Below are 26,164 nucleotides of genomic sequence, written 5' to 3'. Positions count from 1 at the left end.
TTGATGTTAATAATTAAGTCTTAATTTGTTATCAATTATTATATCACTAATGTATGAATTTATTTTTAATTATAAATGCACTTTTTATGTAAATTGATAATGATTAGATACTTATGTTTAATAATATCTTCTAAACGGGCTTTCGAAAGCAATAAAATCTGTCTTTGTTCAATAAAAAATAAACTAAAACTAGAGATTGATGATTTCGCAGAATAAAATCAAATATTCCCTTTAAAACAGCCCAAAAGTTTCTTAAATAGAGACCTTTACTTATATTTGTAGTATTGCATAAATCTTTATGAAACTAAACATTAAAAACGAAACGGGGAGGCTAAGATCGGTAGTTCTAGGCCAACCTAATTCAATGGGACCCGTTCCCGCACTTGAGGAAAGTTATGACGCCAAGTCATACTACTCAATCCAACATAATATGTATCCTAAAGAAGAGGATATCGTTAATGAAATGAATGCTTTTGAAGCAGTTTTAAAAAAATATGATGTAGAAGTTCTACGCCCAAGTATCATTAAAGATTACAATCAGGTTTTCGCAAGAGATGTAGCTTTTGTGATTGATGATAAAATGATTATTTCCAACGTCATTGCCGACAGAGCAGATGAGCAGGAAGCTTACAAGAATGTGTACGAAAAAGTAGCATGGAGAAACATTATCAACCTTCCGGAAACGGCTCATATTGAAGGTGGTGATGTTATTGTTTGGGATGATTTTATTTTTATCGGAACATGCTTCAGCGAAGATTATAGAAATTATAAAACAGCAAGAACCAACGAATACGCGATAGAAATTCTAAAAGAATACTTTCCAAAGAAAAGAATTATCGATTTAGAATTAAAGAAGAACGATAAGATTCCATTTGAGGGTATTTTACATTTAGATTGCACATTTAACCCTATTGGGAAAGATAAATGTATTATTTACAAAGATGGTTTTGTGGATGAAAGTGATTATAGACTGATCATTGATATTTTCGGAGAAGAAAACTGTTTCCACGTTACAGACGAAGAGATGTTTGAAATGTTCCCGAATATCTTCTCAATCTCTCCCGAAATTGTAGTTTCAGACCAAACATTCACCAGAATGAACAATCACCTGAGAAACGAGTGGGGAATGACCGTTGAAGAAATTCCTTACAGAGAAATTTCTAAGATGGGAGGATTGTTGAGATGTTCTACAATGCCGCTTGTTAGAGACTAATAGTGTTGGAAAGTTCTAGTGTTTGAGAGTTGAAGAATAGTAGAGTTTGAGAGTTTACAAAAAATATTTTTTTCTATTTTAGATAAAAATACAAATATGTCAATAATTAAATTTCATCAGGATTTAAAGGTCTTTCAAAAATCGGTTGATGTAGCCATGATTATTTTTGAACTTTCAAAATCTTTTCCGAAGGAAGAACTTTATTCTCTTACAGACCAAATTCGAAGATCTTCAAGATCAGTTTCAGCAAATATTAGTGAGGCTTGGGGAAAGCGGAAATATGAGAAATCTTTTGTTGCCAAACTTACAGATTCTGAAGGCGAGGCGAGAGAAACTCAAACCTGGCTTCAGTTTGCTTGGAAATGCAATTATATCAATGAAGGACAATTTAATAATTTAAACAATCAGTATAATCAAATAATAGGGATGTTGGTGAATATGATGAGTCAGTCACAAAGTTGGTGTACATTTTCTTCAGCAGATCAAGATAGAAAATAATTTACACTAAAACACTAAAACACTAAAACACTAAAACACTAAAACACTAAAACACTAAAACACTAAAACACTCAGACTCTCAAACTCTCAAACTCAAAACACCCTCAAACTTAAAACAGATGCAGACAACAGATACAGTATTAATGATAGAGCCGATTGCATTCGGTTATAACGCAGAAACGGCAGAAAACAATTATTTTCAGGTTGACCAAAAGAGTGCCGATGTTCAGTCGAAGGCGTTGGCAGAATTTAATATTTTCGCTGAAAAATTAAGAAGTAAAGGAATCAATGTCATTACGATAAAAGATACGTTGGATCCGCACACACCGGATTCTATTTTTCCCAACAACTGGGTGAGTTTCCATAAAGATGGAAAAGTAGTTTTATATCCGATGTTTGCTTCCAACAGAAGAGTGGAAAGAAGAGAAGATATTATTGAAACAATAAAAGAACAAGGTTTTGAAGTTTCTGAAATTGATGACTGGTCATTGCCGGAAATCCAAGGCCACTTTTTGGAAGGAACGGGAAGTATGATTTTTGATCACGATAATAAATTGGCGTATGGATCAGTTTCTTTACGATTAGATGAAAAATTATTCAGAGAATTCTGTGATAAATATGGGTTTACACCAATTGTTTTTCATTCTTTTCAAACGGTAGGTTCAGAAAGACTTCCAATTTATCATACGAATGTTATGATGTGTGTGGCAGACAAATTCGTGGTTATTTGCCTTGATTGTATCGATAATGAATTGGAAAGAAGCAAAGTGATCGAGACCATCAAAAATTCAGGAAAAGAAATTATTGAAATTTCTGAAGAGCAAATGCAGCAATTTGCAGGAAATATGCTTCAGGTACAAAATAAAGACGGTGAAAAGTTTTTGGTAATGAGCCAAACTGCTTATCAATCTTTAAATCAAGACCAAGTTTCAGCGATTGAAAAATACTGCGAGATTATTTATTCAGACTTAAATACTATTGAAGTAAACGGCGGCGGAAGCGCACGTTGTATGTTGGCTGAGGTATTTCTGCCGAAAAAATAATATATTTGCGAAAATTAATTCATTGAAATCATTAAGCAATAAAGGCTTACATATTCTTCTGACTTTGGAAACGGAGTCAGAAGCTTTATTATTAGACAGTACGGGTTTTCTAAAATATACACAGGAAATTTTAGAAGCAAAGGAAGTAGAGATCGTAGGGGTAACAGAACATGTTTTTGAAAATAATAGTTTTACTTCTGCGGTTTGTCTTAAAGAGTCGCACCTGTGTATTCACACTTGGCCGGAATTTAAACAGCTAACGTTTGATGTATTCCTTTGTAATTACCTTCAGGATAATACGGAGAAAGTAGAAAAAATAGCTGACGAGATTATTGAATATTTTAAGGCTAAAGTTATTCAAAAACACAATATTTATCGATAAAAATGCATTACACTTGTCCCGTTTGTAATACAGAAAATCCCCGTGATTTTATGTACTCTATTGAAGAGTACGTTTGTAAATCATGCTCATACCTTATTGATGTTGAAAAGAGTTTCTCTAAAAAATTAGTTAAAAAGCCGATAGAAAATGTAGTGTTGGAAATTGGGCAAAAAGGAATTCTTGATAATACAGAATATACTGTTGACGCTATTGTTGTCCGTAAATATGGAATTGAGATCTATTGGCGGGAATATTATTTAAAAGATAAGAAAGGAGATGATGCTTTCTTGAGCGAAAGCGATGGGCATTGGGTTCTTTTATATCCTGTTCATACAGAAGATGTCAAGAAGAAAAGTTCCAAAATAGCAGAATTACATACTCGGAATTACAGATGGTATGAAACCACAGAATGTAGTATTCATGCGGCGGAAGGTTTTTTTGAGGAAAAGCTTAATTTTAATCTGGCAACCTATAAAGAATATGTGAATGGAACGAATATGATTTCTCAGGAACAGTCAGGAAGCAAGAATCAATATTTTGCAGGGAAGCATATTTCTAAACATTTAGTTAAAAAATCTTTTAAACTTTCCCACATGCCGAATTATTCCGGAATTGGGATCGTTCAGCCTTATTATATTGATATAAAGCAAGCGATAAATATTCTGGGTATTGCAGGGCTTTTCATCTGCCTGCTTCAATTATATGTTTACACTTCCCGAACAAATACTTCCGTTTTTCAGGATACCATTAAGTTTGAAGATGTAAAAAACAAGGAAATGGTTTCCAAAAGTTTTACCCTTTCGGGAGGTTCAGCACCATTGAAGGTAAGTGCCCATTCTGAGGTAGATAATTCATGGGCAAATTTACAGTTAAGCCTTGTTAACGAAAGTACCAACGAAACGGTTTATACCTCCAAAGATATAGAACAATATCACGGATATGAAGATGGCGAAAATTGGAGTGAGGGGAAAACGACTGAAGAATTTAATTTATGTGGAATTGCTCCCGGAAAATATCATTTTGTTATTTCTGCTGAAAAGCAATATGCAGTAGGCACTTCTACGAGTTCTCATTTTGTGCCTTCAAATGAAGGAGTCACCATTTCAAGAGAAGCCTCGGGAATTGTAGACGTCGTAAATAATAGTACAAAAGAATCTGTTGCGTTTGGAGACATAAGAACGCTAGAAAAAGATTCCTCCGAAATAGGGAAACTGGTAAAGCAAACGTTTCCTAATCAGAATTTAGATTCTCTTTTAACGGTCAATTCGGTACTAGAATCACCTCCTGCCAACAAAGTTTCTGATGACAGCACTATCAATATCAAAGCAACATGGCTTCCGGTTTCTTTCTGGAATTTCACTATTATTTTGATCTTAATGCTTGCCTTTTTTATAATCTGCTATTGGGGAAGAAATGTTTTCAATGTTTCAAAATGGAGTAACAGTTCAAATTCACCGTATTCTAAATCTTAAATTATGGTTCACATTTTTAACTATATCAAAGCAAATTGGTTTCTCTGTCTCATGGGAGGAGCATTTCTGGGGTGGTTTACCTATCTTACATATGCCGGAAACCAAGTCTGTGATTGCGAAAAAACAGAAACGTATAGAGACGGAACTACCAGAAGCCATTCTTCGGGAAGAGGGTTCTACAGATACTATCACAAATAAAAACATGCTATTATGGAAAATATAAATTACGTGCCGATTATCAATTCAGTCCTGTATTCATTTTTAGGAATTATTATTCTACTGATCTGCTATTTTATTCTGGAAAAAATAACGCCGGAAAGAACATGGCATGAGATTTCTCAAAACAAAAATACAGCATTGGCAATTGTTTTTGGTGCCTTCATTATCGGGATATCTATCATTATAGGAGCAGCGATTCATGGATAGAAAACGACTGTCTTTAGAAATTCTTTTATTATCATCTGTATTTGTAATTGCTACCTGCGGACTTATTTATGAATTGGTAGCAGGCGCTTTGGCAAGTTACCTTTTGGGAGATTCTGTAAAACAGTTTTCATTCATTATTGGGGTTTATCTTTTTTCGATGGGGGTTGGCTCTTATCTGGCAAAATTCATCAAAGGAAGTTTAATAGATAAATTCATAGAAATTGAAATCCTAGTTGGGATTGTGGGTGGAATAAGTTCTGTGGTGCTTTTCCTTTTATTCAATACGGTGGGGCACTTTGAATGGGCTTTATATCTATTTGTTTTTTCCACGGGATGTTTAGTTGGGTTAGAAATCCCTTTGTTAATGAATATCTTGCAAGATAAAGTTCAGTTTAAAGATTTAGTTTCTAATGTTTTTGCATTTGATTATGTGGGAGCATTATTGGCGTCTATTCTTTTTCCATTGGTTCTGATTCCCAGTTTAGGAATTATTAAAACGCCTTTGTTTTTTGGATTAATTAATATTTCCATAGCTATTTTTTTATGTTTCTATTTAAAAAATGATTTGCTAAAACCTTTTTCATTGAAGGTGAAATTCATAGGAGCTTTTGTATTGCTGCTTGTTTTATTTATCTTTTCAGATAAGATTTTAGCGTTTTCGGAAGAGAAATTATATGGTGAAAATATTGTGTATTCTCATAATTCGCCTTACCAAAGAATTGTTCTTACGAGAAACAGCAATGAGTTTCGATTGTATTTAAACAATAATCTTCAGTTCTCTTCTACCGATGAATACCGCTATCACGAAGCATTGGTGCATCCTGCGATGTCTATGGCAAAAAAGGTAGATCATGTTTTAGTTTTAGGTGGTGGAGATGGTTTTGCAGTTCGTGAAGTATTGAAATATAAAGAGGTAAAAGATATCACATTAGTAGATTTAGACGGAGAAATGACAAATTTTTTCAAGGATAATGAAACCATGAAAAAGCTTAATCATAGTTCTCTTTCTAATTCTAAATTAAAAGTGATCAACAAGGATGCTTATGTATGGGTAAAAAACGCAACTCAAAAATATGATGTAATCATTATTGACTTTCCGGATCCTTCAAATTACAGCCTTGGAAAATTATATTCATTGCAGTTTTATAAAGAATTAAAAAATAGAACAACTCAAGATACCAGAATTGTAGTACAGACTACGTCGCCTTATTTTGCGCCGAAATCTTTTTGGTGTATCGAGAAAACATTGAATCAGGTATTTCCTTTTACAAAGGCATATCATACCTACGTTCCTTCTTTCGGGGAATGGGGATATTGTATGGCTTCCAATGATTCAATTAATAATCATGTAATACGAAGAATTCCGGGATTAAGATTTTACGATTATAATTTTCTGCAGATGAGCTATTTTAGCAAAGATATGATGGCGAAAGAGGTAGAAGTTAATCGACTGGATAATCAAATTTTAGTAAGATATTTTGATGAAGAGTGGGGAAAAGTACAATAGAAAAGAATTTCTGACAACAATATTTTGGGGAGGAATCGCACTTTCCTTTTTGCAGTATTGTGAAAAGAAAGCAAAATCATTTTTACTTAAAATTACAGGAACGAACTCTGTTTTAGGACACCGTTTATGGGCGAAAGATTTCCCTAAAGCTTCAGAAGAAATTAAAACCCAATTTTTAATTGTTGGTGGTGGGATTTCAGGACTTTCCGCATGCAGAGCATTAAGTAAAAAAGGGATTGATGATTTTCTTATGCTCGAAATGGAAGATCATTTAGGCGGAAATTCATCAAACGGAGAAAATAAATTTTCAAAATTTCCTTTAGGTGCTCACTACCTTCCTTTACCGAATAAAGAAGACCTGGAAGTCATTGAGTTTTTAAAAGAATGTGGAATATATCTGGGAGATGATGAAAATGGAGATCCTATTTTAGATGATTATCAACTTGTGTTTCCTCAAAATGAAAGGTTGTTTTATAAAAATTCATGGCAAAATGATATTGTTCCTCAAAAGGGAATTTCTGACGAAGCAAAGAATGAGATTTCCCGATTTTTTAAATTGATGGATGGGTATCGTGAGAAAAAAGATACTCAGGGGAAATATTGGTTTACGATTCCCATTGAAAATTCCAGCAGAGATCAGGATATTATCCAAATGGAGAAAATTACCTTTAAAGGTTTTCTTACTGCACATAGTTTTACATCAGAAGAACTTCTTTGGTTATTAGATTATTCTTGTCGCGACGATTACGGATTGGGAATAGAGTACGTTTCTGCGTGGGCGGGGATTCATTATTTTGCAGGAAGGAAAAATAACTGGAGTAAGAAATATAAAGATCAGGTTTTTACTTGGCCGGAAGGAAATGCCAGACTTGCGAACCATCTTTCAAAATATACAAAGGATAAGCATATAGTAAATCATTTGGTTTTTGACGTAAAATTAAATGAGACTCATGTTGAGGTGCTGAGCTTTGATAATGTTCAAAAAAAGACAAAGAAAATTATTGCCGATAAAGTTTTATTTGCAACGCCTCAGTTTGTCAATGAAAGAATATTTAATAATAGAAGAGCAGACAATTTCAACTATGTTCCTTGGCTTTTAACAACAATTACATTGAAGAATGAATTCGGAGGTGATGAAGAATTAGCGTGGGATAATGTGATTTATGGTTCGGACGGATTAGGGTATATTGATGACAAACATCAAAATATCGATCAAAATATGGGTGAAAAAGTCATTACGTACTACAAAAGTTTTTCATCAGATAATTGTAAAAAAGCGAGACGTAAGTTGTATGATCTTAAAGAAAATCAACTTAGAGATCTTGTACTGAACGATTTGAAAAAAGCCCACCCACTTATAGAAGATTTTATTATAGAGATGCAGTTTCATAAAATTGGCCATGCGATGATTGCTCCTGTTCCCAATCAGATTTTCGGTGCAGAAACTGAAACAGCTAAAAAACCGATTGATGGAAAAATTTTCTTTGCCCACACAGATTTATCTGGAATTTCAATTTTTGAAGAAGCCTTTCATCAGGGTATTAATGCTGTAAAACAAATGGTATGAGGCAACCTTGGATATATAACGGTAAAACAGATGGTCTTTTTATTTTGTTACCGCCATTTTTAGTTTTGTTTTTTATTATCATATTTCAGAGTCAGATTCAATATCTTGAAAATCATTATTCGTTTTTTATCTGGTTATTTCTTATTGTTTTTGTGGATGTTGCGCATGTTTATTCTACATTATTTAAGACCTATTTTGTAAAAGAAGAATTCAGGAAAAGGAAGAAATTATTTATCATCATTCCGGTAATCGGTTTTATGTTGGGATTGATCTTGTATCAATTTGGAAGTTTATTCTTTTGGTCGGTTTTAGCGTTGGTGGCAGTTTTTCATTTTATACGCCAGCAATATGGTTTCATGAGAATTTATGCCCGAAAAGAACCTAATACTATTTTTAAAAAAATAGATGAATTGGCTATTTATTCGGCAACCATTTATCCAATGCTGTATTGGTTTAAAACACCAAGAGTTTTTACATGGTTTATGACTAATGAGTTTACTTGGATGCAGAAACTTCCGGATTACAGACCTTATATTCTGGTTGTATATCTTTCTATTGTAGGAATCTGGGTTCTGAAAACGTTATACCTCTGGAATAAAAACGAGAGTTTTAATATTCCTAAAAATATGATCATTATAGGAACTTATCTTTCTTGGTATTTCGGAATTGTTTATTTTAATAATGATTTGATTTTTACGCTGCTCAATGTGCTTTCTCACGGGATTCCTTACATCGCGCTCATTTACATTAGAGAAATAAAACAGAAAGATGAGGTTCAGTTAAAAAAACTTTCCATTTTTAAAACAAGCCTTGGGATTATTCTCTTTGTAGGTGTTATTATAGGATTAGCTTTTTTTGAGGAATTACTTTGGGAAGTATTGGTTTGGAGGGAAAATATTTCTGTTAATGCTATTTTTCCATCTCTTAGTTTTCAGCAATTTCTTATCCCCTTATTAGTGGTTCCACAGCTCACGCACTACCTTTTGGACGGGTTTATTTGGAAGAAACCTGAAAAAATCAATTAACTTTGTAAAAGTTCAATGTAAAATAGATTATTAACGGGATGAAAAGAGAAAAGTGCTTATGAAAACGAAAATTATGCTATTGATGGCTTTATTGCCATTCTGTTTTATCAACGCTCAGCAGAAAACATTTTGTAACCCAATCAACATCGATTATGGCTACACTCCATTTGAAATTTTTTCCAAACAGGGGAAACACCGTGCAACCGCTGATCCGGTGATTGTAAATTTTAAAAACAAATTATTTCTTTTTTCAACCAATCAGGAAGGATATTGGTACAGTGATGATATGCTGGATTGGAAATTTGTAAAAAGAAAATTCCTCAGAGATAACAAATATACTCATGATCTTAATGCGCCTGCAGTTTGGGCAATGAAAGATACGTTGTATGTATATGGATCAACTTGGGAACAGGATTTCCCGATCTGGAAAAGTACAAATCCTACGAAAGATGATTGGCATATTGCAGTTGATACCTTAAAAGTGGGAGCTTGGGATCCTGCTTTTCATTATGATGAAGATAAGAATAAACTGTATTTATATTGGGGTTCCAGTAATGAATGGCCTTTGTTAGGGACAGAAGTAAAAGTTAAAACCTTACAGTCTGAAGGGTTTGTAAAACCTATTTTAAAACTAAAGCCTGAAGATCACGGTTGGGAGCGTTTCGGAGAATACAACGACAATGTTTTCCTACAACCTTTTGTGGAAGGGGCTTGGGTAACAAAACACAACGGAAAATACTATATGCAATATGGTGCTCCGGCAACGGAGTTCAGCGGATATTCGGATGGAGTATATGTAAGTAAGAATCCTTTGGAAGGCTACGAATACCAACAGCACAATCCGTTTTCGTATAAACCGGGTGGTTTTGCGAGAGGTGCAGGACACGGAGCAACTTTTGAAGATAATTTCAAAAACTGGTGGCACGTTTCAACGATCTTTATTTCAACAAAGAATAATTTTGAAAGGAGATTGGGAATCTGGCCTGCAGGATTCGATAAAGACGATGTAATGTATACCAACACTGCGTATGGTGACTATCCTACATTCCTTCCGCAATATGCTCAGGGAAAAGACTTCTCTAAAGGACTTTTTGCAGATTGGATGTTGTTAAATTACAATAAACCGGTTCAGGTTTCATCTACCTTGGGCGGATATCAATCCAATTTGGCGGTTGATGAAGATATTAAAACCTATTGGAGCGCAAAAACAGGAAACTCGGGAGAGTGGTTTCAAACGGATTTAGGAGAAGTTTCTACCATTAATGCCATTCAGATTAATTATGCAGATCAGGATGTTGAGTTTATGGGTAAAACTTTAGGCAAAATGCATCAGTATAAAATTTACGGTTCAAACGATGGTAAAAAATGGAATGTCATTGTTGATAAAAGTAAAAATACCAAAGATGTTCCTCATGATTATGTAGAATTGGAAAAACCTGCAAAAGCAAGGTTCCTGAAAATGGAAAACTTAAAAATGCCAACAGGTAAATTTGGATTAAGCGGTTTCAGAGTATTTGGAAAAGGAGCGGGCGCAAAACCTGCAAAAGTTGAAAACTTTGTTCCATTGAGAGCTGATCCTAAAAAATATGGGGAGAGAAGAAGCATCTGGATGAAATGGCAACAAAATCAAGATGCAGACGGATACGTAATCTATTGGGGGAAATCTCCTGATAAATTGTACGGAAGCATCATGGTGTATGACAAGAATGAATATTTTTTCACCGGAGCAGACAGAGTAGATTCTTATTATTTCCAGATTGAAGCTTTTAATTCGAATGGAATTTCGGAAAGAACGGAAGTGGTAAAATCAGAATAGTAGATAAAGATATATTTGAAACCCTCAGGATTTGATTCTGAGGGTTTTTGTTTTTAATAGAGGATTGCTAGCAAGGAGATTGTTTAATTTTTTAAAGGTATCCTTTGGATTGATTCAAATATTTCTAAAAAAAATACCGAAATTTGCCGCTTACAATAAATCAAATAACTAAACCATGAAAAAACTTAAACTTTTGTCCCTTTCATTATTTCTGCCCTTTATTTTTGGTTGTAGTGATAATGAGACGGAGAAAGACTATCAGGTTGAAGTAGATGCTGCAGTGAAGAATATTCATGCCAATCTTCAAAGAGATCTTAATACAGACGTTCCTTCTTTAAGCGTATATGTTGTTTCTCCAAAAGGAACTTATTTCGGGACTGTAAAAGGAACAAATGGCTCAGCGGTTACCCCAAATACCTATTTCCGTTTTGCGAGCAATACCAAAAATTTTACATCTACTGCTATTTTAAAAATGATGCAGGATGGATGGCTAAAATTGGATGATAAAATTACTGCCAATATTCCGGGAACCACGGTTCCGTACACTCCGGATGTTACAGATTGGGATTTTCCAAATAAAAATCAAATAACGATTCGTCAGATTTTGCAACATAATGCAGGAATTTATGATGTAACGAATGATGATTCTCAATATAACATCAATGGTGAAACGTATGGCGATTATATGCTTCAGAATTTTCCTGACCATCAGTTTACGACCAGTGAATATGTGAAAGTATTGAAAGATCACAACCTTACCTATGGAGCTCCCAATGCGGTTTATCATTATTCAAATACAGGATATTCAATTTTAAGTGAAATTATCGCGAGAATATATTCTGAAAAAGCGGGCGCTACTAAAACATACGGAAATTATATGTACGACCAAATCGTAGGGCCTGGTTCCAAAAGACCATTGGGTATTAAGTTTCCTGAGTTGGCGACGGATAAACAATTGCCTTCACCTTATGTAAAAGGGTTTATTAAATATACCAGTCATAACGAAATTACCGATCAAAAAAATGCAAGTGCCCATATAGGAGAAGGAAATGGAGTAGGGACGATGGTGATGCTTACCGATTATATAAGAAGTATAATGAAAGGTCAGAATGTTTTGTATGCTTCAAGTGCCGAACTTATGAGAACGAGTAAAGGTCCGGCTACAACTTCAGGATATGCATTGGGATGTGCTAATTTCGCAGGAATTGGATATGGGCATAACGGTGCTACAGAAGGCTATCTATCCTTAATGACGTATGATCCGGCTACAGATGTTTCGGTTATTGTATTGTTACCTTATTGGGATTTAAGCAGTACAGCGAATTTCACGAAATGTCTAAATACCTTAAATGTAACAGGTCTTGAAATCAAGAAAGTACTTGGGTATTAAAAAATAAAATTAAATAATAGAACGCTTTGAAATTTTTCAGAGCGTTTATTTTTTGTCGATTTTTTCTAAACCTAACAGGTTTTAAAAACCTGTTAGGTTTGATTTTTAAACAATTATTTCTTATCAGTTTTCTTCAGAAATTCATCAATTTTGTTTATTAAAAAAGACGCATTATTTTCTTTATCCCAATCGAGATGTCAGCCATTAAATTCGAATGATTCATGAGTTACCTTATTTTTATCTAAGATAGAATCTAATATGGCTTTTTGTGATAACGGAATCACTTGGTCACTGAGTCCATAATAAGAAAGCGTTGGCGCTGAGGTATTGGTTATCCAGTGGGCCGGACTCGCAAAATTCATCATTGATACGCCGGAAGAAAGTATTTTTGGATCTATTAAATGGTTTTCAACAAAAGAATAATCGCTATACTTTTTAAAATTAGAATCCGACAGATCAGATGGCCCTACGATATTGATGACCGCTTTTACTTTTTTAGCCTGATCAAATTGATAAGCATACAACATTGATAAATGTCCACCGGCACTATTTCCCAAAAGAATAAATCTAGGTTGGTAGTGTAATGTTTTTTCTAAATAAAGCATTGTATTCGTAATATCATCGGTCTGGTTGGGGATGGCAAAACGAGTGGTGGAAGCCAAACGATAATTAATATTGGCGAAAATAGAAGTAGGGAATTTCTTCATCATAGATAAAGTAAAGAAAGACAAATTAGATTTTTCGCCACCTCTCCATCCACCACCATGAATCATAATAAAGACATCCGGTTTTGAATTTGAAATATTCTTGGGAATATAAAGATCCATTTTTTGTTCAGAATCTTTACCGTAAGAGATGTTTTCCTGGCTTTCAAAAGAATTTTTTTCACCAAGATTTATTGTTTTTTTCTTGCAACCGCCAGTAAAAAGCAACATAAAGAAACATCCGAAAATTATTATTAAGTTTTTCATACGGATTAAAGATAAAAAACTCGCTGATTTCTCAACGAGTTACTGTACAAAATAATTGATATGAAGAATGATTGTTTTCTATCTTGTTCTGCTTTTGATCGCATCAGAAGCCCCTTCGATATCTCTTACTTTTTTCACTTTCTGGTTTCCAAAGTTATAAGTGATACTTACGGTCATCCCTCTTCTGAATTGGTCATTTTTTACATAATTATAGTTTCCATTGTCTTGGTAATCTTCGATTTCTACAATGTTTGTTCTTAAAACGTCTGTTACATTCACTGCAAATGTCCATTCGTTCCAGTTTTTCTTTAAACTTAAATCTAAACTCATTAGTTTCTTTAACATTCCAAGCTCGATTTGTTGTTTATCAACATAGAAGTAATTTACTCCTAAGAACCAAGTTTTCTTTTTATCCAAACGAATGGTGTTATTAGTTTGAATAATCACACTTGTGGAACGTATTTTATTTTCATAAGTAGGAAATACATCTCCTGAAGTAGGATCAATACTTAAGCTTCCATTATTGATGTTATGCTGAAGACCAATGTTGAAATTAGTTGTTAAGTATTCTTTAAAGAATGTTCTTTGAATACCCAACATCGCTGACATTTCTTGCTTATCTCCAAAATTAGTACGGATATATCTCAGTTGTTTACGTTGATCCATTATAGGTTGATTATTTTCATCCAAAACAGGGTTTCCCATTTCATCTAATCTTGGCTTCAAAATATCTCTCTGTAATGGAACCTGTGTAATTACATCTTTATAAAATGAGTGATTTAAGATTAAGAAATATGAACTTTTAAACATATAGGTTAACTCCTGGTTATAGGTAGAAGATGCTTTTACAAAAGGATTGTTTTGAGTATAATTATCTTCTGTTAAGATATTTCTTACCGGATTAATTTCCCAGAAACTTGGTCTTCTCATTCTGCTTGAAAAGGCATAAGAAATATTATTTTTCTCATTGATGGCATAATTAAAACTTACATAAGGTAATAAGTTATTATACTTTCTTTCAATTTTTTGAAGATCTGGAGTCGCAGCATTATCTGATGTTCCAACGCTGTTTGTGATCTCATATCTAGCGCCTAATTTCCCTGAAAACTTATCATTAAATTTCTGTTCAAATGTTAAATAAACCCCATAAATGTTTTCATTATAAACAAAATGATTTGGTGTTGGTGTATTGGTTATTCCTTCTAAATTCCCCAATTCATCATAGCTATAATCAAGAGTATTATTTTGGGTATCATTATTAGTTTTCGTTTTGTTATAATTTCCACCTACAGATACTGTGAAATCATTTTTAAATTTTTTGATATAATCAACAGTACCTGAAAAGTTATTAATAACCTGTGGCAAGTCCTGAAATACTTGTTGTCCAAGTCTAATATCATTACCATTCATATTAGAAATAATCGTTCTATTGTCAGTAAACTGAAATCTCCTGTAATTAAGGTAGGCTGCATTTACATTCAATTTACTTCCTAAAGAATCTGTTTTTAATTCATAGTTTAAGTTAACAGAATTATTATATGATCTAGCGTCTTCTTTGTTTCTGGAGTTAGTAAAATTGGTAATATAGTTATCATTCTTTTTATCATAAGAACGCGTTGTATTAAATAAATCTACAGTAGAATTATAGCTTTTATTAGCCCAAGTATTCCATGATAAAGCCAAATTACTGTTGTCATTCAATTGGTAATCTACATTTAAATAACCTCCCAAGTTTTTATTAGGATCATTAATATCACCTACAGATTCGTTAGAAGAAGAGTCATTTCCATTTCTTAAAACATAAGATTGTCCTTGGATATTTTCTCCACCACTCAAATTAGCACTAATTCCCAATTTATCTTTTCTGTAGTTGGCAGAGAAACTGGCGTTGCTTCCGTTGAACTTGTTTTGTGAATTAGACATTCTCATGTTTCCACTTAGCCCATCACTCATTTTTTTCTTTAAAACGATATTGATGATTCCGTCTGAAGATTCAACCTGATATTCACTTCCAGGAACCGTGATCACCTCAATTTTCTGAATGTTTTCAGCAGGTGTGTTTTTTAAGAACTGCACCAATGAATCTGCATCCATATTGCTTTTTCTACCGTTGATGTAGATGATAGCATTATTCTTTCCTGCAATTTTCAACGTCTTATCATCTGTTGAAGAGAGTAGTGGAGTTTGCTTTAAAATATCGAAAGTGGTATTTCCTTTTGTAATAGGAGAAGCGGCAACATCGTAAACAAAACGGTCACTTTGCTTTTTAAAGACTTGTTTTTTGATGGTAACTTCTTCTATGCTTTTAGTTTTAAGCGTATCAGATTTCTTTTCCTGTGCAAAAGCAAATCCTGTGAAAAATATGGCGGCGATGAGTAGTGGCGTTTTCATGATGTTGTTTCTAAGTGTTAATAGCTTGTATTCGTTATTAATTGATATTGCAAAGATATGTAATAAATTTAGTATCATGCAATACAAAGTAGTAAAAATGTTTTCAAACTTGTTTCAACTTATTGATTTTCAGTTGTTAAAATTTACATTGAGATTTTTAGTGTACTTTGACTTTCTACATAATAAGACAACTGTAACATAAATTATGTTACAGCGAAATTGAAAATAGTTGAAAATAAATATTATTCTCTATCGAAACGGGCTAGCTTCTTATCTATCCAGATGGTCGCAAAAGGGAAAAATGCAGATAATAGGGCGAAGACAAAATCTTCATCATCCCAATTATAAATTTTTCTGGCCGGAAGGCAAAGTAAAAGATAAAGGGTAAAGAAAAGCCCATGTAAACTTCCGACAACACTTATGAATATAATGGAGTATAAATTTTCATCATAACGAATCCAGATCATGGCAACTCCGTATAATAAAATACAGGAAATTGCTTCTGCAATACAGATTTGTTTAAACCATTTAATGATTTTTTCCTGAGAATATTTTGAGAATATTTTATCGATGAAGTCCATTTCTTGAGTTATGAATGATGAATTATAAGTTATAAATTAAAGCCTAAGCGCTAATTCCTGGAACCTATTTCCTGTACTGCAAATTTACTTATAAAAATTACTACCGTCCAAATAATCAAAAACTTCCGGAGGTAGCATTGGTCTTATATTTTTACCATCTTTAATCATCGTTCGGATTTCCGTGGCCGAAAGCTCGATAACGGGAGCCTTGATTAAAGAGATGTTTTCATTTTGAAGGTAATCTGAATCTTTTTTCTCACCATCAAAAACTCTTGGATACACAATAATATGATGGTTCTTAATGAGTGTTTCATAATTTTTCCATTTGTGTAAACTACCAAGATTATCTTCTCCCATAATTAAACTAAAAGAATAGTCGGGATGTTTTTCATGAAGATAAGTCAGGGTATCAATAGTATAACTCGGCTTTGGAAGAGAAAACTCTACATTAGAAGCTCTCATATTCGGATAGTTTTTAATCGAAAGTTGCACCATATCTAGTCTGTTATGGTCTTTCAATAAAGATTTTTTATCCTTGAAAGGGTTTTGCGGACTTACCACAAACCACAATTCTTCCATATCTGAGTTTTCTAAAATATAATTAGCCAAAATCAGATGTCCAATATGAATTGGATTAAACGAACCGAAAAATAAGCCTATTTTTTTCATATTTCATTAGGGCTCAGGAATAAGCTTCTTGTTTACTAATCCCTAAACTTTACGTCTTTAATATTAAGATAATGCGTTACATTTCCTTTCCAATGATTTTCCTCTAATGTAAAGACAATGTCGAAGTTCTTGTTTTTAAAATCTTCTGAGAACTGGCCCAGTTTAAAACCTACACACTCAATATTTCTACCTGTAGATTCTTGTTTGATGTAAAATTTAAGGTGATTATTATCTTTCCCCATCGTTTTTACATAGCCGGCAAGCTTCTGGTTTTTGATGGCCAAAATCGGTTTCATATTATGAGGTCCAAACGGAGCTAATTTTCTGTGAAAATTAATAAACTCTCTATTCACATCATCAATGCTAATTTCAGAATCAATGGTAATAGAAGGCTCTCTCTGATGTTCTTTGATTTTTTCGGTAACTACTTTTTCAAATTTTATTTTAAAAGCTTCAAACTTATCTTTTTCCATTGAAAGTCCTGCTGCAGCATGATGGCCTCCGAATTTCAAGAAGTATTCAGAGCAAATATCTAAGGCTTCATGGACATCAAAATCAGAAACAGATCGTGCTGAAGCTACCATCTCTCCGTTATTTCCGTCAGTGAAAACCAAAGTAGGTTTATAATAAGTTTCAATAAGTCTTGAAGCTACAATTCCGATAACACCTTTGTTCCATTCAGGATGGTATACAATGGTTGTCAATTTACTTTGCTGCTGAGATTCCAGAATCTGGTTTAATGCAGAAAGAGTAGAATTCATATCCAGCTCACGTCTTTCATCGTTGAGGTTCATAATATCACCAACGATTTGATTGGCATGTTTTAAATTGTCAGAAACCATCAATTGAACGGCAGCCTTTCCATGGGAAATTCTTCCGGCAGCATTGATTTTTGGTGCAATTTCAAAAACAATATTGGAGATCTCGAAATGAGAAAGTTTATCTTCAGGAATTAATAATCTAAGACCTAGATTTCTGGTTTTTCTTAGCGTTTTAAGACCCATTTTAGCCAAAACTCTGTTCTCGCCAGTCATAGAAACAATATCTGCGGCAATAGAAATTGCCAGAAGATCAGTTAATTCAAATAACTCTGCATCGGGAAGTTTATAAATGGTATTTAAGCCTTGGCATAATTTAAAACCAACTCCACAACCTGAAAGTTCCTTAAATGGATATCTGCAGTCTATTCTTTTAGGATCTAGAACAGCTACCGCATTGGGGATTTCGTCTCCCGGTAAATGGTGATCACAAATAATAAAGTCAATATCTAAACTCTGAGCATAGTTGATCATATCAATCGCCTTGATTCCACAATCTAATGCGATGATCAATGAAAATCCATTTTCTTTAGCGAAATCAATTCCTTCTGTAGAAATTCCATATCCTTCAGAATTTCTATCCGGAATATAAAAATCTAAATATTTTTTCTCAACAATTTTGCTGAGGTATAGATACATTAAGGCTACGGCAGTAGTTCCATCTACGTCGTAATCTCCATAAACCATTATTTTTTCTCCGTTTTCAATGGCAGTTGCAATGCGCTCAACAGCTTTTTGCATATCGGCCATTAAAAAAGGACTGTGAATATCGGTAAGATTAGGTTTAAAGAATTCTCTGGCCTTTTGATAATCGTCAATTCCTCTCAGAACGAGGAGTCTAGATTCGAAAGTTCCAAAACCAAGTGACGAACTTAATCCATCCACTATCTCCTCATCGGGTTCAGGCTTGTAAATCCATTTTTGACTCATTTCACAAAAATAGGGAAAATATATTTTAAAAACGAGGAATTCTTAGGATAAAAAAAATGAATGACGTGAAATTAATTTATTGTTTTTCAGTTGTTTAACTCTTTTTGTGAAACTTTTTTAAATAAAATTGAATAAAAATTGAATTAATGAAAACCGAAACAGATTTGCCCTCGTAAATAAAGTTATAACACTTAAAAAATTAATATTATGAAAAAAACGATCAGTGTTTCTAACCAGGGTGCCACCTTGGATACTGGTAGAAGAAACTTTCTTAAACTTGGCGGTATTGGTCTTGCAATGGCAGGTCTTGCGCTTGTAGGATGCGATGATAACTCTGATTTTCAGATGGTGGATAATTCTAAAATATTCGATCTCGGTACAGGAGATGTAGGAGTATTAAACTATGCGTATGCGCTAGAACAGCTTGAAGCAGATTTTTATACTAAAGTGGTAAACAATTTTTACTCTGGTATTTCTGATGCCGAAAAAACACTTTTTACAGATTTATACCATCATGAATTAATTCACAGAGATTTTTTCAAAGCTGCAATAGGTGGAGTAACTGCGAATATATTACCAACCCTTGAATTTCAATATCCTAATGTAAATTTCAATAACAGAGCTTCTGTTTTAGCAACTGCAAAAGCATTGGAAGATACTGGTGTAGCAGCGTATAATGGAGCTGGAAAATATATTACAAATCCAGATTATTTAGTAATTGCCGGGAAAATTGTTTCTGTAGAAGCGAGACATGCTTCTGCGATAAGAAATGCGATTAATCCTGGATCTACTGATTTTTCAGGCGATGATGTTATCGATGCAAACGGATTGGATGTTGCCAAAGAGCCTAATCAGATTGTAGCCGCAGCTGGAGGATTTATCAAAACTCCATTCACTTGGAAAGAAAGAGGTATTAACTAAATTATTCACTTCCAAAATCAACAATTATGAACATTCTTAAATTACTAGATAAACTTTCTGATGATAAATTTTTCACTACAGAAACTTCAAGATTAGAATCTCTTACGAATATGTCTTCAATGGGTCAAAAAGCAGCAGTTGCTGCTGTACCATTAGGATTGGGAACTTTAATGTCTACTTCTGCAAAAGCAGAGACTACCAAAACTTCAGGAACATTTTTTAAAACTGCATTAACGGATGCGTTAACGCTTGCATTAACATTAGAATATCTTGAAGATGAATATTATTCGAAAGGATTAGGTACTGCGGGGCTTATTCCAAGTTCTGATAAACCAGTATTTATGCAGATTTCAAAACATGAATCAGCTCACGTAGCTTTTTTGAAAAGTACATTGACTTCTTTAGGAACAACACCAATTGCTAAACCAAATTTCGATTTTACAGTGGGTGGTGCGTTTGCTCCTTTTGCAGACTATAATCAATTCTTAATTCTGGCTCAGGCATTTGAAGATACAGGCGTACGAGCATATAAAGGACAGGCAGGAAATGTAATGTCTAATAAAGCCGTATTACAGGCAGCTTTGCAGATTCATTCTGTGGAAGCCAGACACGCTTCTCAAGTAAGAAGAATGAGAGGCAATAAAGGCTGGATAGAATTAGCAGATGGTGGAAATATGCCTGCTGCAACCAATGCTGTATATGCAGGTGAAGGTAATACAAATCAGGCAGGGTACAATACGGCAACGGCTTTCGGAGCTGCTGCAGGTTCTGCTGCTTATGATGAAATCCTGAGTGGTACTGATGCTACAGCAATTGCATCTTTATTTATTGTATAAAGTGATTTCTTAATATTAGGTGTAAGTCCTTTTTCAGAGTTTTCTGGAAAAGGATTTTTTATTTTAAAAATGATATATTCGTTGAACTAAACCTAAAATTATTAATATGAAAAAAATTATTATCGTTGTGTTTTTATTGGGCGTAATTTGCGAAGCCAATGCACAAAAAATTAGTCTTGGAAAGGCGGTAGACGTTGTTTCCAAAGGTTCAAAAGCACTTAGTTTTACGAATGAAGATGCTATAAAATTATCCAAAGAGTCGGTAGATTATATGGATAAGAATAATGAGATAGCAGGACCAAAAGATCCTTATACAGTAAGGTTGAATAAGCTTTTTGGGAAACACAAAACTCAGGATGGTCTTAACTTAAACTATAAAGTGTACAAAGTGAAAGATATCAATGCTTTTGCCTGTGCAGATGGAAGTGTCCGTGTTTTTTCTTCTTTAATGGATATGATGACGGATGATGAATTGTTGGCTGTCATTGGTCATGAAATTGGTCATGTGAAAAATCAGGACACCAAAGATGCTATTAAATCGGCTTATTTAAAGGCTGCTGCATTAGATGCTGCTTCTTCGGCTTCATCTACCGTATCTACGCTTAATGAAAGTCAGATTGGAAAAATGGCGAATGCTTTTGTGGATGCTTCTCACAGCAAGAAGCAAGAGTCGCAGGCAGATGACTATTCTTATGATTTCATGAAAGCTAATCATTATAATGTCGTAGCGGAATATACAGCTTTCAAAAAACTGGCATTGCTTTCGGAAGGAAGTACTCAGTCTGGTTTTCAGAAAATGTTTAACTCTCACCCTGATAGTGAAAAAAGAGCGCAGAATATTAAGAAAAAAGCAGAAAAAGATGGTTTGTGGAAAGATCCCGGAACGGTTACTTTACCCACTACAAAGCTGACAAAATAATTTAGAATTGCTTAAAAATAAAAATTCCTCAAAGTTTAGTTTGAGGAATTTTTTTATCATTGATTTTAGTATTGTACCCGATTAAGAATACATTTTTTCTCTTAATTCTTTGATCTTTTTATCAGAAAGATATTCGTCATAAGTCATTTCTCTATCGATAATTCCTTGAGGAGTTAATTCGATAATTCTGTTACAGACTGTTGAAAGCATTTCGTGGTCATGAGATGATAACAATAGATTTCCTTTAAAGTTAGACAATGAGTTGTTCAATGTTGTGATACTTTCTAGGTCTAAGTGGTTGGTTGGTTCATCAAGTAAAAGAACGTTTGCTTTTTGAAGCATCATTCTACTGAACATACATCTCATTTTTTCACCTCCTGAAAGTACAGTACAAGATTTCAACGCTTCATCTCCTGAGAATAACATTCTTCCTAAGAATCCTCTCATGAATTCTTCGTGACGCTCTTCATCATTTTTAGTGAATTGTCTTAACCAGTCTACCAAGCTGATATCTTCCTGGAAGAATTTAGTATTATCCAACGGCATGTGAGATTGGTTTGTGGTAACTCCCCAAGCTACAGTTCCTTTATCTGCCTGATTATTTCCTGCTAGAATTTCAAAAAACTCAGTAATTGCTAAAGAGTTTTTAGAAAGTACAGCTACTTTATCTCCCTTTTTAAGGTTTAGATCGATGTTTGAGAACAATAATTCCCCATCTTTCGTTTTTTCAAGCCCTTTTACATCTAAAATTTGATCTCCTGCTTCTCTTTCCATTTCGAAAATAATAGCCGGATATCTTCTTGAAGAAGGCTTAATATCATCGATGTTTAATTTATCGATCATTTTCTTTCTCGCCGTTGCCTGTTTAGCTTTTGCAACGTTTGAACTAAATCTTGCGATGAAATCCTGAAGTTCTTTTTTCTTCTCTTCCGCTTTTTTGTTAGCCTGAGCTCTTTGTCTTGTTGCTAGCTGAGAAGCCTGATACCAGAAAGAGTAGTTACCTGTATAAAGGTTTAATTTAGCATAATCTAAATCTCCAATATGCGTACAAACCGTATCTAAGAAGTGACGGTCGTGAGATACTACAATTACAGTGTTTTCGTAATCTGCAAGGAAGTTTTCTAGCCAAGCAATTGTTTCAATGTCAAGGTCATTCGTAGGTTCATCCAGAATCAATACATCAGGACTTCCAAAAAGTGCCTGAGCCAAAAGAACTTTTACTTTGTCTTGGTTTTCAAGTTCACCCATTACCTGCCAGTGCATATCGTCTTTAATACCCACGTTAGAAAGCATGGTTTGTGCATTAGATTCTGAGTTCCAACCGCCCATTTCCTCATACACTACCCCAAGTTCACCTGCTTTGATACCGTCTTCATCAGAGAAATCTTCTTTGGCATACAAAGCGTCCATCTCTTCTTTTATTTCAAATAATTTTGTATTTCCTCTTAAAACAGTTTCCAGAACAGTATATTGATCGTATGCAAAGTGATCCTGCTCCAAAACTGACATCCTTTTTCCTGGTTCCAGAGATACATGTCCTGTAGTTGGATCCTGCTTTCCTGTTAATATTTTAAGGAATGTAGACTTTCCTGCACCATTTGCTCCGATGATTCCGTAGCAGTTTCCTTTTGTAAACATGATGTTTACATCATCAAAAAGAACTCTTTTCCCGAATTGTAAAGATAAGTTAGATACTGTTAACATATAGTTTTGTAAATTTGGCGCAAAAATACGAAAAGAATTTGGGTATTTCGTAATAATGTAATATTCAAGTTTTTAAATGTGGGGTATTTTTTATATATTTCATTAATGAAATTAATAGAGTACGTCCTATAAGGGACTACTTAATGTAGAATTGGATGTAATTCAATTCGATATAATTATATAAATACTAAAATGAAGATTGAAAAGACAGTCAATATATTAAATAGAAGGGCCCGATTTGAATATGAATTTATCGAAGAAATGGAAGCCGGTATGGTTTTAACAGGTACTGAAATAAAATCTTTGCGTTCTTCTAAAGCCTCTATAACAGAATCTTTCTGCCAATTTATTAATGGAGAATTGTATATCATTAATATGATGATTGATGAATATAAGCTGGGTACATTTTATAATCACAAAACAAAAAGGGAACGGAAATTGCTGTTGCACAAAAAAGAATTGCAAAAACTTGAAAAAAAGCTAAAAGATGCAGGTAATACGATTATTCCTTTAAAATTGTATATAAATGATAGAGGCAGAGCGAAGGTGCTAATAGCCTTGGGAAGGGGAAAAAAGCTTTTTGATAAAAGGGAGAGCATAAAAGATAGAGAAAACAAACGAAATCTGGACAGAATATTAAAGAAAAGTTAAAAATCATTTGAAAAACTTTGTTTATAAAGAAAAATTATATTTATTTTGCATTATCAATTATTTAATCATTTAATTCTATGAAAAATCTAAAATTAGGAATTTCAGCATTGGCGCTTACTGTTGCTTCTACTGTGTTCGCTCAGACTACCAACAATCCGTGGATGATCGGGGTTGGTGCTCACGCGGAAAATCACACAGCAGTTAGAGGTGAGTTCAGTAATACGTTCTCTGCTAAAAATTTAACGAAGACGATGTTCAATACGAACAACTTCTCTATTACACCTCCACTATCTAAGCTTACAGTTGCAAGAAACGTTGCTAAAGGTTTCGTTGTAGATTGGCAGACTTCAGTTGGAAATGTTGAAAACAAAAGATTCAACATGGGTAAAGAGTTTATGTTGATGACTGGTCTTGGTTTACAAGTGAAGGCTGCAGGTCTTTTATGGAACGAAGAATCTTGGTTTGATCCATATTTAAGAGTTGGTGCTAACTACTTAAGACATGACTATACTGCTCTTACTTTCCCAAGAACTGATGTTAACGGAGAGTGGGTTCAAAATGGAGAAAATGGTAACGAAAACGGTAAAGCTAACTTCTTTACAGTTTCTACTGGTGCAGGTGTGAACTTCTGGTTGACTAAAAACTTCGGTTTAGGTGTACAAGGAGATTACGTATCAACTCCAGGAGACAAGTCTACAGTTGCTAACTTCTGGCAAGCTTCTGCTTCATTAAACTTCAGATTTGGAAACAGAGACAGAGATAAGGATGGTATCTTAGATAAAGACGATTTATGTCCAGATACACCAGGTTTACCTGAATTCCAAGGATGTCCAGATACTGACGGTGATGGAGTTCCAGATAAAGACGATCAGTGTCCAGATGTTGCTGGTCCAGTTGAAAACAATGGTTGTCCTTGGCCAGATACTGACGGTGATGGTATTATCGACAAAGATGATGCTTGTCCTACAGTAGCAGGTCCTGCTGAAAACAACGGTTGTCCTTGGCCAGATACTGATGGTGATGGTATCCTTGATAAAGATGATGCTTGTCCTACAGTTCCAGGTCTTCCTGAATACAACGGATGTCCAGCTCCTAAGAAGCCAGATGTAATTGTTGTTAACGAAACATTGAAAGCTATCTTATTTGATTTCAACAAAGCTACAATCAAAGCTGAATCTAGTGAGAAATTAGATACTGCAGCTAGAATCATCAAAGATGCTGAAGAAACTAACTTCCTAGTAGTAGGTATGACAGATGCTAAAGGTTCTGTTGCTTACAACTTGAACTTATCAAGACAAAGAGCTGCTTCTGTAGTTGCTGCTTTAGAGGCTAGAGGAATTAACCCTAACACTCTTAAGTCTATTGGTATCGGTTCTCAAGAAGCTAAAGTTCCTGCAAAAGCTTCTGATGCAGAAAGACAAGCTGACAGAAAAGTTATCGTAAGAGCTATTTCAGGTGCAGATTGGGAAACTTATAAGAAAAATGATCTTACTGTAGCTGTTCCAGTTAAAAAAGCAGTTAAGAAAGGTGCTAAAAAAGCTCCAGCTAAAAAGGCTTCAGCTAAGAAAGCTCCAGCTAAAAAGAAAAAATAATTAATTTTTCTAAATAATAAATACCTCCAGTTCTCTGGGGGTATTTTTTTTTCGTTTACTTTTAATTAATTTTGTTGAAAATTTAAAATAAAAATGGGAAGAGCGTTTGAATATAGAAAAGCTTCTAAAATGGCCCGTTGGGATAAAATGGCCAAGAGTTTCTCTAAAATAGGGAAAGATATTGCATTAGCAGTTAAGGCTGGTGGGCCTGATGTTGAAGCAAATCCTGCATTGAGAAGATGTATCCAGAATGCGAAAGGAGCCAATATGCCGAAGGATAATGTAGAAAGAGCAATCAAAAAGGCGAGTGGTGCAGATGCAGAGAACTATGAAGAGATTACTTATGAAGGTTACGGACAAGGTGGTGTTGCATTTTTCGTAGAATGTACGACGAACAATACAACAAGAACCGTTGCGAACGTAAGAGCAATCTTCAATAAGTTTGACGGTAACTTAGGTAAGAATGGTGAGCTGGCTTTTATCTTTGATAGAAAAGGTATTTTCAGTATTGATATCGCTCAAATCAAAATGGATTGGGATGATTTTGAAATGGAAATGATTGACGGTGGAGCAGAAGATGTAGAAAAAGATGAAGAGGAAGTAATGATCACGACCGCTTTTGAAGATTTCGGTTCTTTATCTCATAAACTAGATGAGCTTAAAATTGAAGTGAAAAGTGCAGAACTTCAAAGAATCGCCAACAACACAAAAGAAGTTACAGAAGAGCAGTTTAAGATAAATATGAAAATGCTTGACCGTTTCGAGGAAGATGATGACGTACAAAACGTTTATCACAACATGGAAATTACAGAAGAGTTGATGAACGCTCTATAAAAATAATA

The 26,164-nt window shown here is 34.1% G+C and carries 24 protein-coding genes; 18 read left to right on the top strand and 6 right to left on the bottom strand.

The features are described from left to right. The first annotated feature begins 298 nt into the window (after window positions 1-298). The 12 genes from AMQ68_RS18095 (at window position 299) to AMQ68_RS18040 (ending at window position 12,339) form a co-directional block, all read left to right on the top strand. Window positions 299-1,213 carry a dimethylarginine dimethylaminohydrolase family protein gene (locus AMQ68_RS18095; protein ID WP_054512015.1) on the top strand — a complete coding sequence of 305 codons (915 nt, stop codon included), beginning with the start codon at window positions 299-301 and terminating at the stop codon, window positions 1,211-1,213. Between the two features lie 96 nt (window positions 1,214-1,309). Beyond that, window positions 1,310-1,711 carry a four helix bundle protein gene (locus tag AMQ68_RS18090; RefSeq protein WP_054512014.1) on the top strand — a complete coding sequence of 134 codons (402 nt, stop codon included), beginning with the start codon at window positions 1,310-1,312 and terminating at the stop codon, window positions 1,709-1,711. A gap of 119 nt (window positions 1,712-1,830) precedes the next feature. Further along, window positions 1,831-2,754, top strand: a complete 924-nt coding sequence (gene ctlX / locus AMQ68_RS18085) for a citrulline utilization hydrolase CtlX (protein ID WP_054512013.1) — start codon at window positions 1,831-1,833, stop codon at window positions 2,752-2,754. Between the two features lie 22 nt (window positions 2,755-2,776). After that, on the top strand, window positions 2,777-3,136 hold the full coding sequence (locus AMQ68_RS18080; protein ID WP_054512012.1) for an S-adenosylmethionine decarboxylase family protein: 360 nt from the start codon (window positions 2,777-2,779) through the stop codon (window positions 3,134-3,136). 50 nt (window positions 3,137-3,186) lie between these two features. Beyond that, entirely contained in the window at window positions 3,187-4,608 is a 1,422-nt protein-coding gene (locus AMQ68_RS18075) for a DUF4178 domain-containing protein (protein ID WP_241775175.1), read from the top strand. Window positions 4,609-4,611: 3 nt separating this feature from the next. Continuing rightward, on the top strand, window positions 4,612-4,806 hold the full coding sequence (locus tag AMQ68_RS18070) for a hypothetical protein (protein ID WP_241775174.1): 195 nt from the start codon (window positions 4,612-4,614) through the stop codon (window positions 4,804-4,806). 12 nt (window positions 4,807-4,818) lie between these two features. After that, window positions 4,819-5,034 carry a DUF350 domain-containing protein gene (locus AMQ68_RS18065; protein WP_054512009.1) on the top strand — a complete coding sequence of 72 codons (216 nt, stop codon included), beginning with the start codon at window positions 4,819-4,821 and terminating at the stop codon, window positions 5,032-5,034. Beyond that, entirely contained in the window at window positions 5,027-6,541 is a 1,515-nt protein-coding gene (locus AMQ68_RS18060) for a polyamine aminopropyltransferase (protein WP_054512008.1), read from the top strand. The genes AMQ68_RS18065 and AMQ68_RS18060 overlap by 8 nt, the downstream gene beginning before the upstream one ends. Further along, complete coding sequence (locus AMQ68_RS18055; protein ID WP_185113407.1) at window positions 6,516-8,108, top strand: NAD(P)-binding protein; 1,593 nt, start codon at window positions 6,516-6,518, stop codon at window positions 8,106-8,108. The genes AMQ68_RS18060 and AMQ68_RS18055 overlap by 26 nt, the downstream gene beginning before the upstream one ends. Beyond that, complete coding sequence (locus AMQ68_RS18050) at window positions 8,105-9,133, top strand: hypothetical protein (protein ID WP_054512007.1); 1,029 nt, start codon at window positions 8,105-8,107, stop codon at window positions 9,131-9,133. The genes AMQ68_RS18055 and AMQ68_RS18050 overlap by 4 nt, the downstream gene beginning before the upstream one ends. A 58-nt stretch (window positions 9,134-9,191) precedes the next feature. Beyond that, window positions 9,192-10,949 (top strand): discoidin domain-containing protein, encoded by a 1,758-nt coding sequence (locus AMQ68_RS18045; RefSeq protein ID WP_054512006.1) that lies wholly within the window; start codon window positions 9,192-9,194, stop codon window positions 10,947-10,949. 175 nt (window positions 10,950-11,124) lie between these two features. Continuing rightward, window positions 11,125-12,339 carry a serine hydrolase gene (locus AMQ68_RS18040; RefSeq protein WP_054512005.1) on the top strand — a complete coding sequence of 405 codons (1,215 nt, stop codon included), beginning with the start codon at window positions 11,125-11,127 and terminating at the stop codon, window positions 12,337-12,339. Window positions 12,340-12,536: 197 nt separating this feature from the next. Here the strand turns inward: AMQ68_RS18040 and AMQ68_RS18035 are convergent, their stop codons facing one another. The 5 genes from AMQ68_RS18035 to recJ all read right to left on the bottom strand — a co-directional run bounded on the left by AMQ68_RS18035 (window position 12,537) and on the right by recJ (window position 18,699). Further along, on the bottom strand, window positions 12,537-13,310 hold the full coding sequence (locus AMQ68_RS18035; RefSeq protein WP_241775173.1) for an alpha/beta hydrolase: 774 nt from the start codon (window positions 13,308-13,310) through the stop codon (window positions 12,537-12,539). 78 nt (window positions 13,311-13,388) lie between these two features. Further along, window positions 13,389-15,701: a TonB-dependent receptor gene (locus AMQ68_RS18030; protein ID WP_054512004.1), complete on the bottom strand. Its 2,313-nt coding sequence runs from the start codon at window positions 15,699-15,701 to the stop codon at window positions 13,389-13,391. A 242-nt stretch (window positions 15,702-15,943) separates the two neighbouring features. Then, on the bottom strand, window positions 15,944-16,282 hold the full coding sequence (locus AMQ68_RS18025; RefSeq protein ID WP_054512003.1) for a DUF3817 domain-containing protein: 339 nt from the start codon (window positions 16,280-16,282) through the stop codon (window positions 15,944-15,946). An 84-nt stretch (window positions 16,283-16,366) separates the two neighbouring features. Further along, the gene (nadD, locus tag AMQ68_RS18020; RefSeq protein ID WP_054512002.1) at window positions 16,367-16,951 is read right to left on the bottom strand and encodes a nicotinate (nicotinamide) nucleotide adenylyltransferase; all 585 of its coding nucleotides are present in this window, start codon (window positions 16,949-16,951) and stop codon (window positions 16,367-16,369) included. Between the two features lie 35 nt (window positions 16,952-16,986). Beyond that, window positions 16,987-18,699: a single-stranded-DNA-specific exonuclease RecJ gene (gene recJ, locus AMQ68_RS18015; protein WP_054512001.1), complete on the bottom strand. Its 1,713-nt coding sequence runs from the start codon at window positions 18,697-18,699 to the stop codon at window positions 16,987-16,989. Window positions 18,700-18,906: 207 nt separating this feature from the next. On the opposite strand from recJ, the gene AMQ68_RS18010 reads away from it, so the two are divergent. From AMQ68_RS18010 to AMQ68_RS18000, 3 genes are all read left to right on the top strand, one after another. Continuing rightward, window positions 18,907-19,620: a ferritin-like domain-containing protein gene (locus AMQ68_RS18010; protein ID WP_054512000.1), complete on the top strand. Its 714-nt coding sequence runs from the start codon at window positions 18,907-18,909 to the stop codon at window positions 19,618-19,620. A 26-nt stretch (window positions 19,621-19,646) separates the two neighbouring features. Further along, window positions 19,647-20,456: a ferritin-like domain-containing protein gene (locus tag AMQ68_RS18005; RefSeq protein WP_054511999.1), complete on the top strand. Its 810-nt coding sequence runs from the start codon at window positions 19,647-19,649 to the stop codon at window positions 20,454-20,456. A 106-nt stretch (window positions 20,457-20,562) separates the two neighbouring features. Continuing rightward, window positions 20,563-21,375 carry a M48 family metallopeptidase gene (locus tag AMQ68_RS18000; protein WP_054511998.1) on the top strand — a complete coding sequence of 271 codons (813 nt, stop codon included), beginning with the start codon at window positions 20,563-20,565 and terminating at the stop codon, window positions 21,373-21,375. A gap of 81 nt (window positions 21,376-21,456) precedes the next feature. On the opposite strand, the gene AMQ68_RS17995 is transcribed toward AMQ68_RS18000, so the two are convergent. Continuing rightward, the gene (locus AMQ68_RS17995) at window positions 21,457-23,079 is read right to left on the bottom strand and encodes an ABC-F family ATP-binding cassette domain-containing protein (protein WP_054511997.1); all 1,623 of its coding nucleotides are present in this window, start codon (window positions 23,077-23,079) and stop codon (window positions 21,457-21,459) included. A gap of 192 nt (window positions 23,080-23,271) precedes the next feature. Between AMQ68_RS17995 and smpB the strand changes: the two genes are divergently transcribed. From smpB to AMQ68_RS17980, 3 genes are all read left to right on the top strand, one after another. Beyond that, entirely contained in the window at window positions 23,272-23,730 is a 459-nt protein-coding gene (smpB, locus tag AMQ68_RS17990; protein ID WP_054511996.1) for an SsrA-binding protein SmpB, read from the top strand. A 77-nt stretch (window positions 23,731-23,807) separates the two neighbouring features. Then, on the top strand, window positions 23,808-25,322 hold the full coding sequence (locus AMQ68_RS17985; RefSeq protein WP_054511995.1) for an OmpA family protein: 1,515 nt from the start codon (window positions 23,808-23,810) through the stop codon (window positions 25,320-25,322). Window positions 25,323-25,415: 93 nt separating this feature from the next. Beyond that, entirely contained in the window at window positions 25,416-26,156 is a 741-nt protein-coding gene (locus AMQ68_RS17980; RefSeq protein ID WP_054511994.1) for a YebC/PmpR family DNA-binding transcriptional regulator, read from the top strand. Window positions 26,157-26,164 lie beyond the last annotated feature (8 nt).

It is taken from the genome of Chryseobacterium sp. ERMR1:04, assembly GCF_001297705.1.
Lineage (GTDB): Bacteria > Bacteroidota > Bacteroidia > Flavobacteriales > Weeksellaceae > Chryseobacterium.
The sequence above is the reverse complement of the archived record's forward strand: the minus strand, read 5'-3'. Positions and strand labels throughout refer to the sequence as shown.

Bases quoted from the DNA above. Each gene is read 5' to 3' on its own strand.
- ctlX (WP_054512013.1), top strand. From the start codon at position 1,831: ATGCAGACAACAGATACAGTATTAATGATAGAGCCGATTGCATTCGGT.
- AMQ68_RS18040 (WP_054512005.1), top strand. From the start codon at position 11,125: ATGAAAAAACTTAAACTTTTGTCCCTTTCATTATTTCTGCCCTTTATT.
- AMQ68_RS18010 (WP_054512000.1), top strand. From the start codon at position 18,907: ATGAAAAAAACGATCAGTGTTTCTAACCAGGGTGCCACCTTGGATACT.
- AMQ68_RS18005 (WP_054511999.1), top strand. From the start codon at position 19,647: ATGAACATTCTTAAATTACTAGATAAACTTTCTGATGATAAATTTTTC.
- recJ (WP_054512001.1), bottom strand. From the start codon at position 18,699: ATGAGTCAAAAATGGATTTACAAGCCTGAACCCGATGAGGAGATAGTG.
- smpB (WP_054511996.1), top strand. From the start codon at position 23,272: ATGAAGATTGAAAAGACAGTCAATATATTAAATAGAAGGGCCCGATTT.
- AMQ68_RS18075 (WP_241775175.1), top strand. From the start codon at position 3,187: ATGTACTCTATTGAAGAGTACGTTTGTAAATCATGCTCATACCTTATT.
- AMQ68_RS18065 (WP_054512009.1), top strand. From the start codon at position 4,819: ATGGAAAATATAAATTACGTGCCGATTATCAATTCAGTCCTGTATTCA.
- AMQ68_RS17995 (WP_054511997.1), bottom strand. From the start codon at position 23,079: ATGTTAACAGTATCTAACTTATCTTTACAATTCGGGAAAAGAGTTCTT.
- AMQ68_RS18055 (WP_185113407.1), top strand. From the start codon at position 6,516: ATGAAGAGTGGGGAAAAGTACAATAGAAAAGAATTTCTGACAACAATA.
- AMQ68_RS18045 (WP_054512006.1), top strand. From the start codon at position 9,192: ATGAAAACGAAAATTATGCTATTGATGGCTTTATTGCCATTCTGTTTT.
- AMQ68_RS18025 (WP_054512003.1), bottom strand. From the start codon at position 16,282: ATGGACTTCATCGATAAAATATTCTCAAAATATTCTCAGGAAAAAATC.
- AMQ68_RS17985 (WP_054511995.1), top strand. From the start codon at position 23,808: ATGAAAAATCTAAAATTAGGAATTTCAGCATTGGCGCTTACTGTTGCT.
- AMQ68_RS18035 (WP_241775173.1), bottom strand. From the start codon at position 13,310: ATGAAAAACTTAATAATAATTTTCGGATGTTTCTTTATGTTGCTTTTT.
- AMQ68_RS18070 (WP_241775174.1), top strand. From the start codon at position 4,612: ATGGTTCACATTTTTAACTATATCAAAGCAAATTGGTTTCTCTGTCTC.
- AMQ68_RS18050 (WP_054512007.1), top strand. From the start codon at position 8,105: ATGAGGCAACCTTGGATATATAACGGTAAAACAGATGGTCTTTTTATT.
- AMQ68_RS18060 (WP_054512008.1), top strand. From the start codon at position 5,027: ATGGATAGAAAACGACTGTCTTTAGAAATTCTTTTATTATCATCTGTA.
- AMQ68_RS18090 (WP_054512014.1), top strand. From the start codon at position 1,310: ATGTCAATAATTAAATTTCATCAGGATTTAAAGGTCTTTCAAAAATCG.
- AMQ68_RS18095 (WP_054512015.1), top strand. From the start codon at position 299: ATGAAACTAAACATTAAAAACGAAACGGGGAGGCTAAGATCGGTAGTT.
- nadD (WP_054512002.1), bottom strand. From the start codon at position 16,951: ATGAAAAAAATAGGCTTATTTTTCGGTTCGTTTAATCCAATTCATATT.
- AMQ68_RS18030 (WP_054512004.1), bottom strand. From the start codon at position 15,701: ATGAAAACGCCACTACTCATCGCCGCCATATTTTTCACAGGATTTGCT.
- AMQ68_RS18000 (WP_054511998.1), top strand. From the start codon at position 20,563: ATGAAAAAAATTATTATCGTTGTGTTTTTATTGGGCGTAATTTGCGAA.
- AMQ68_RS17980 (WP_054511994.1), top strand. From the start codon at position 25,416: ATGGGAAGAGCGTTTGAATATAGAAAAGCTTCTAAAATGGCCCGTTGG.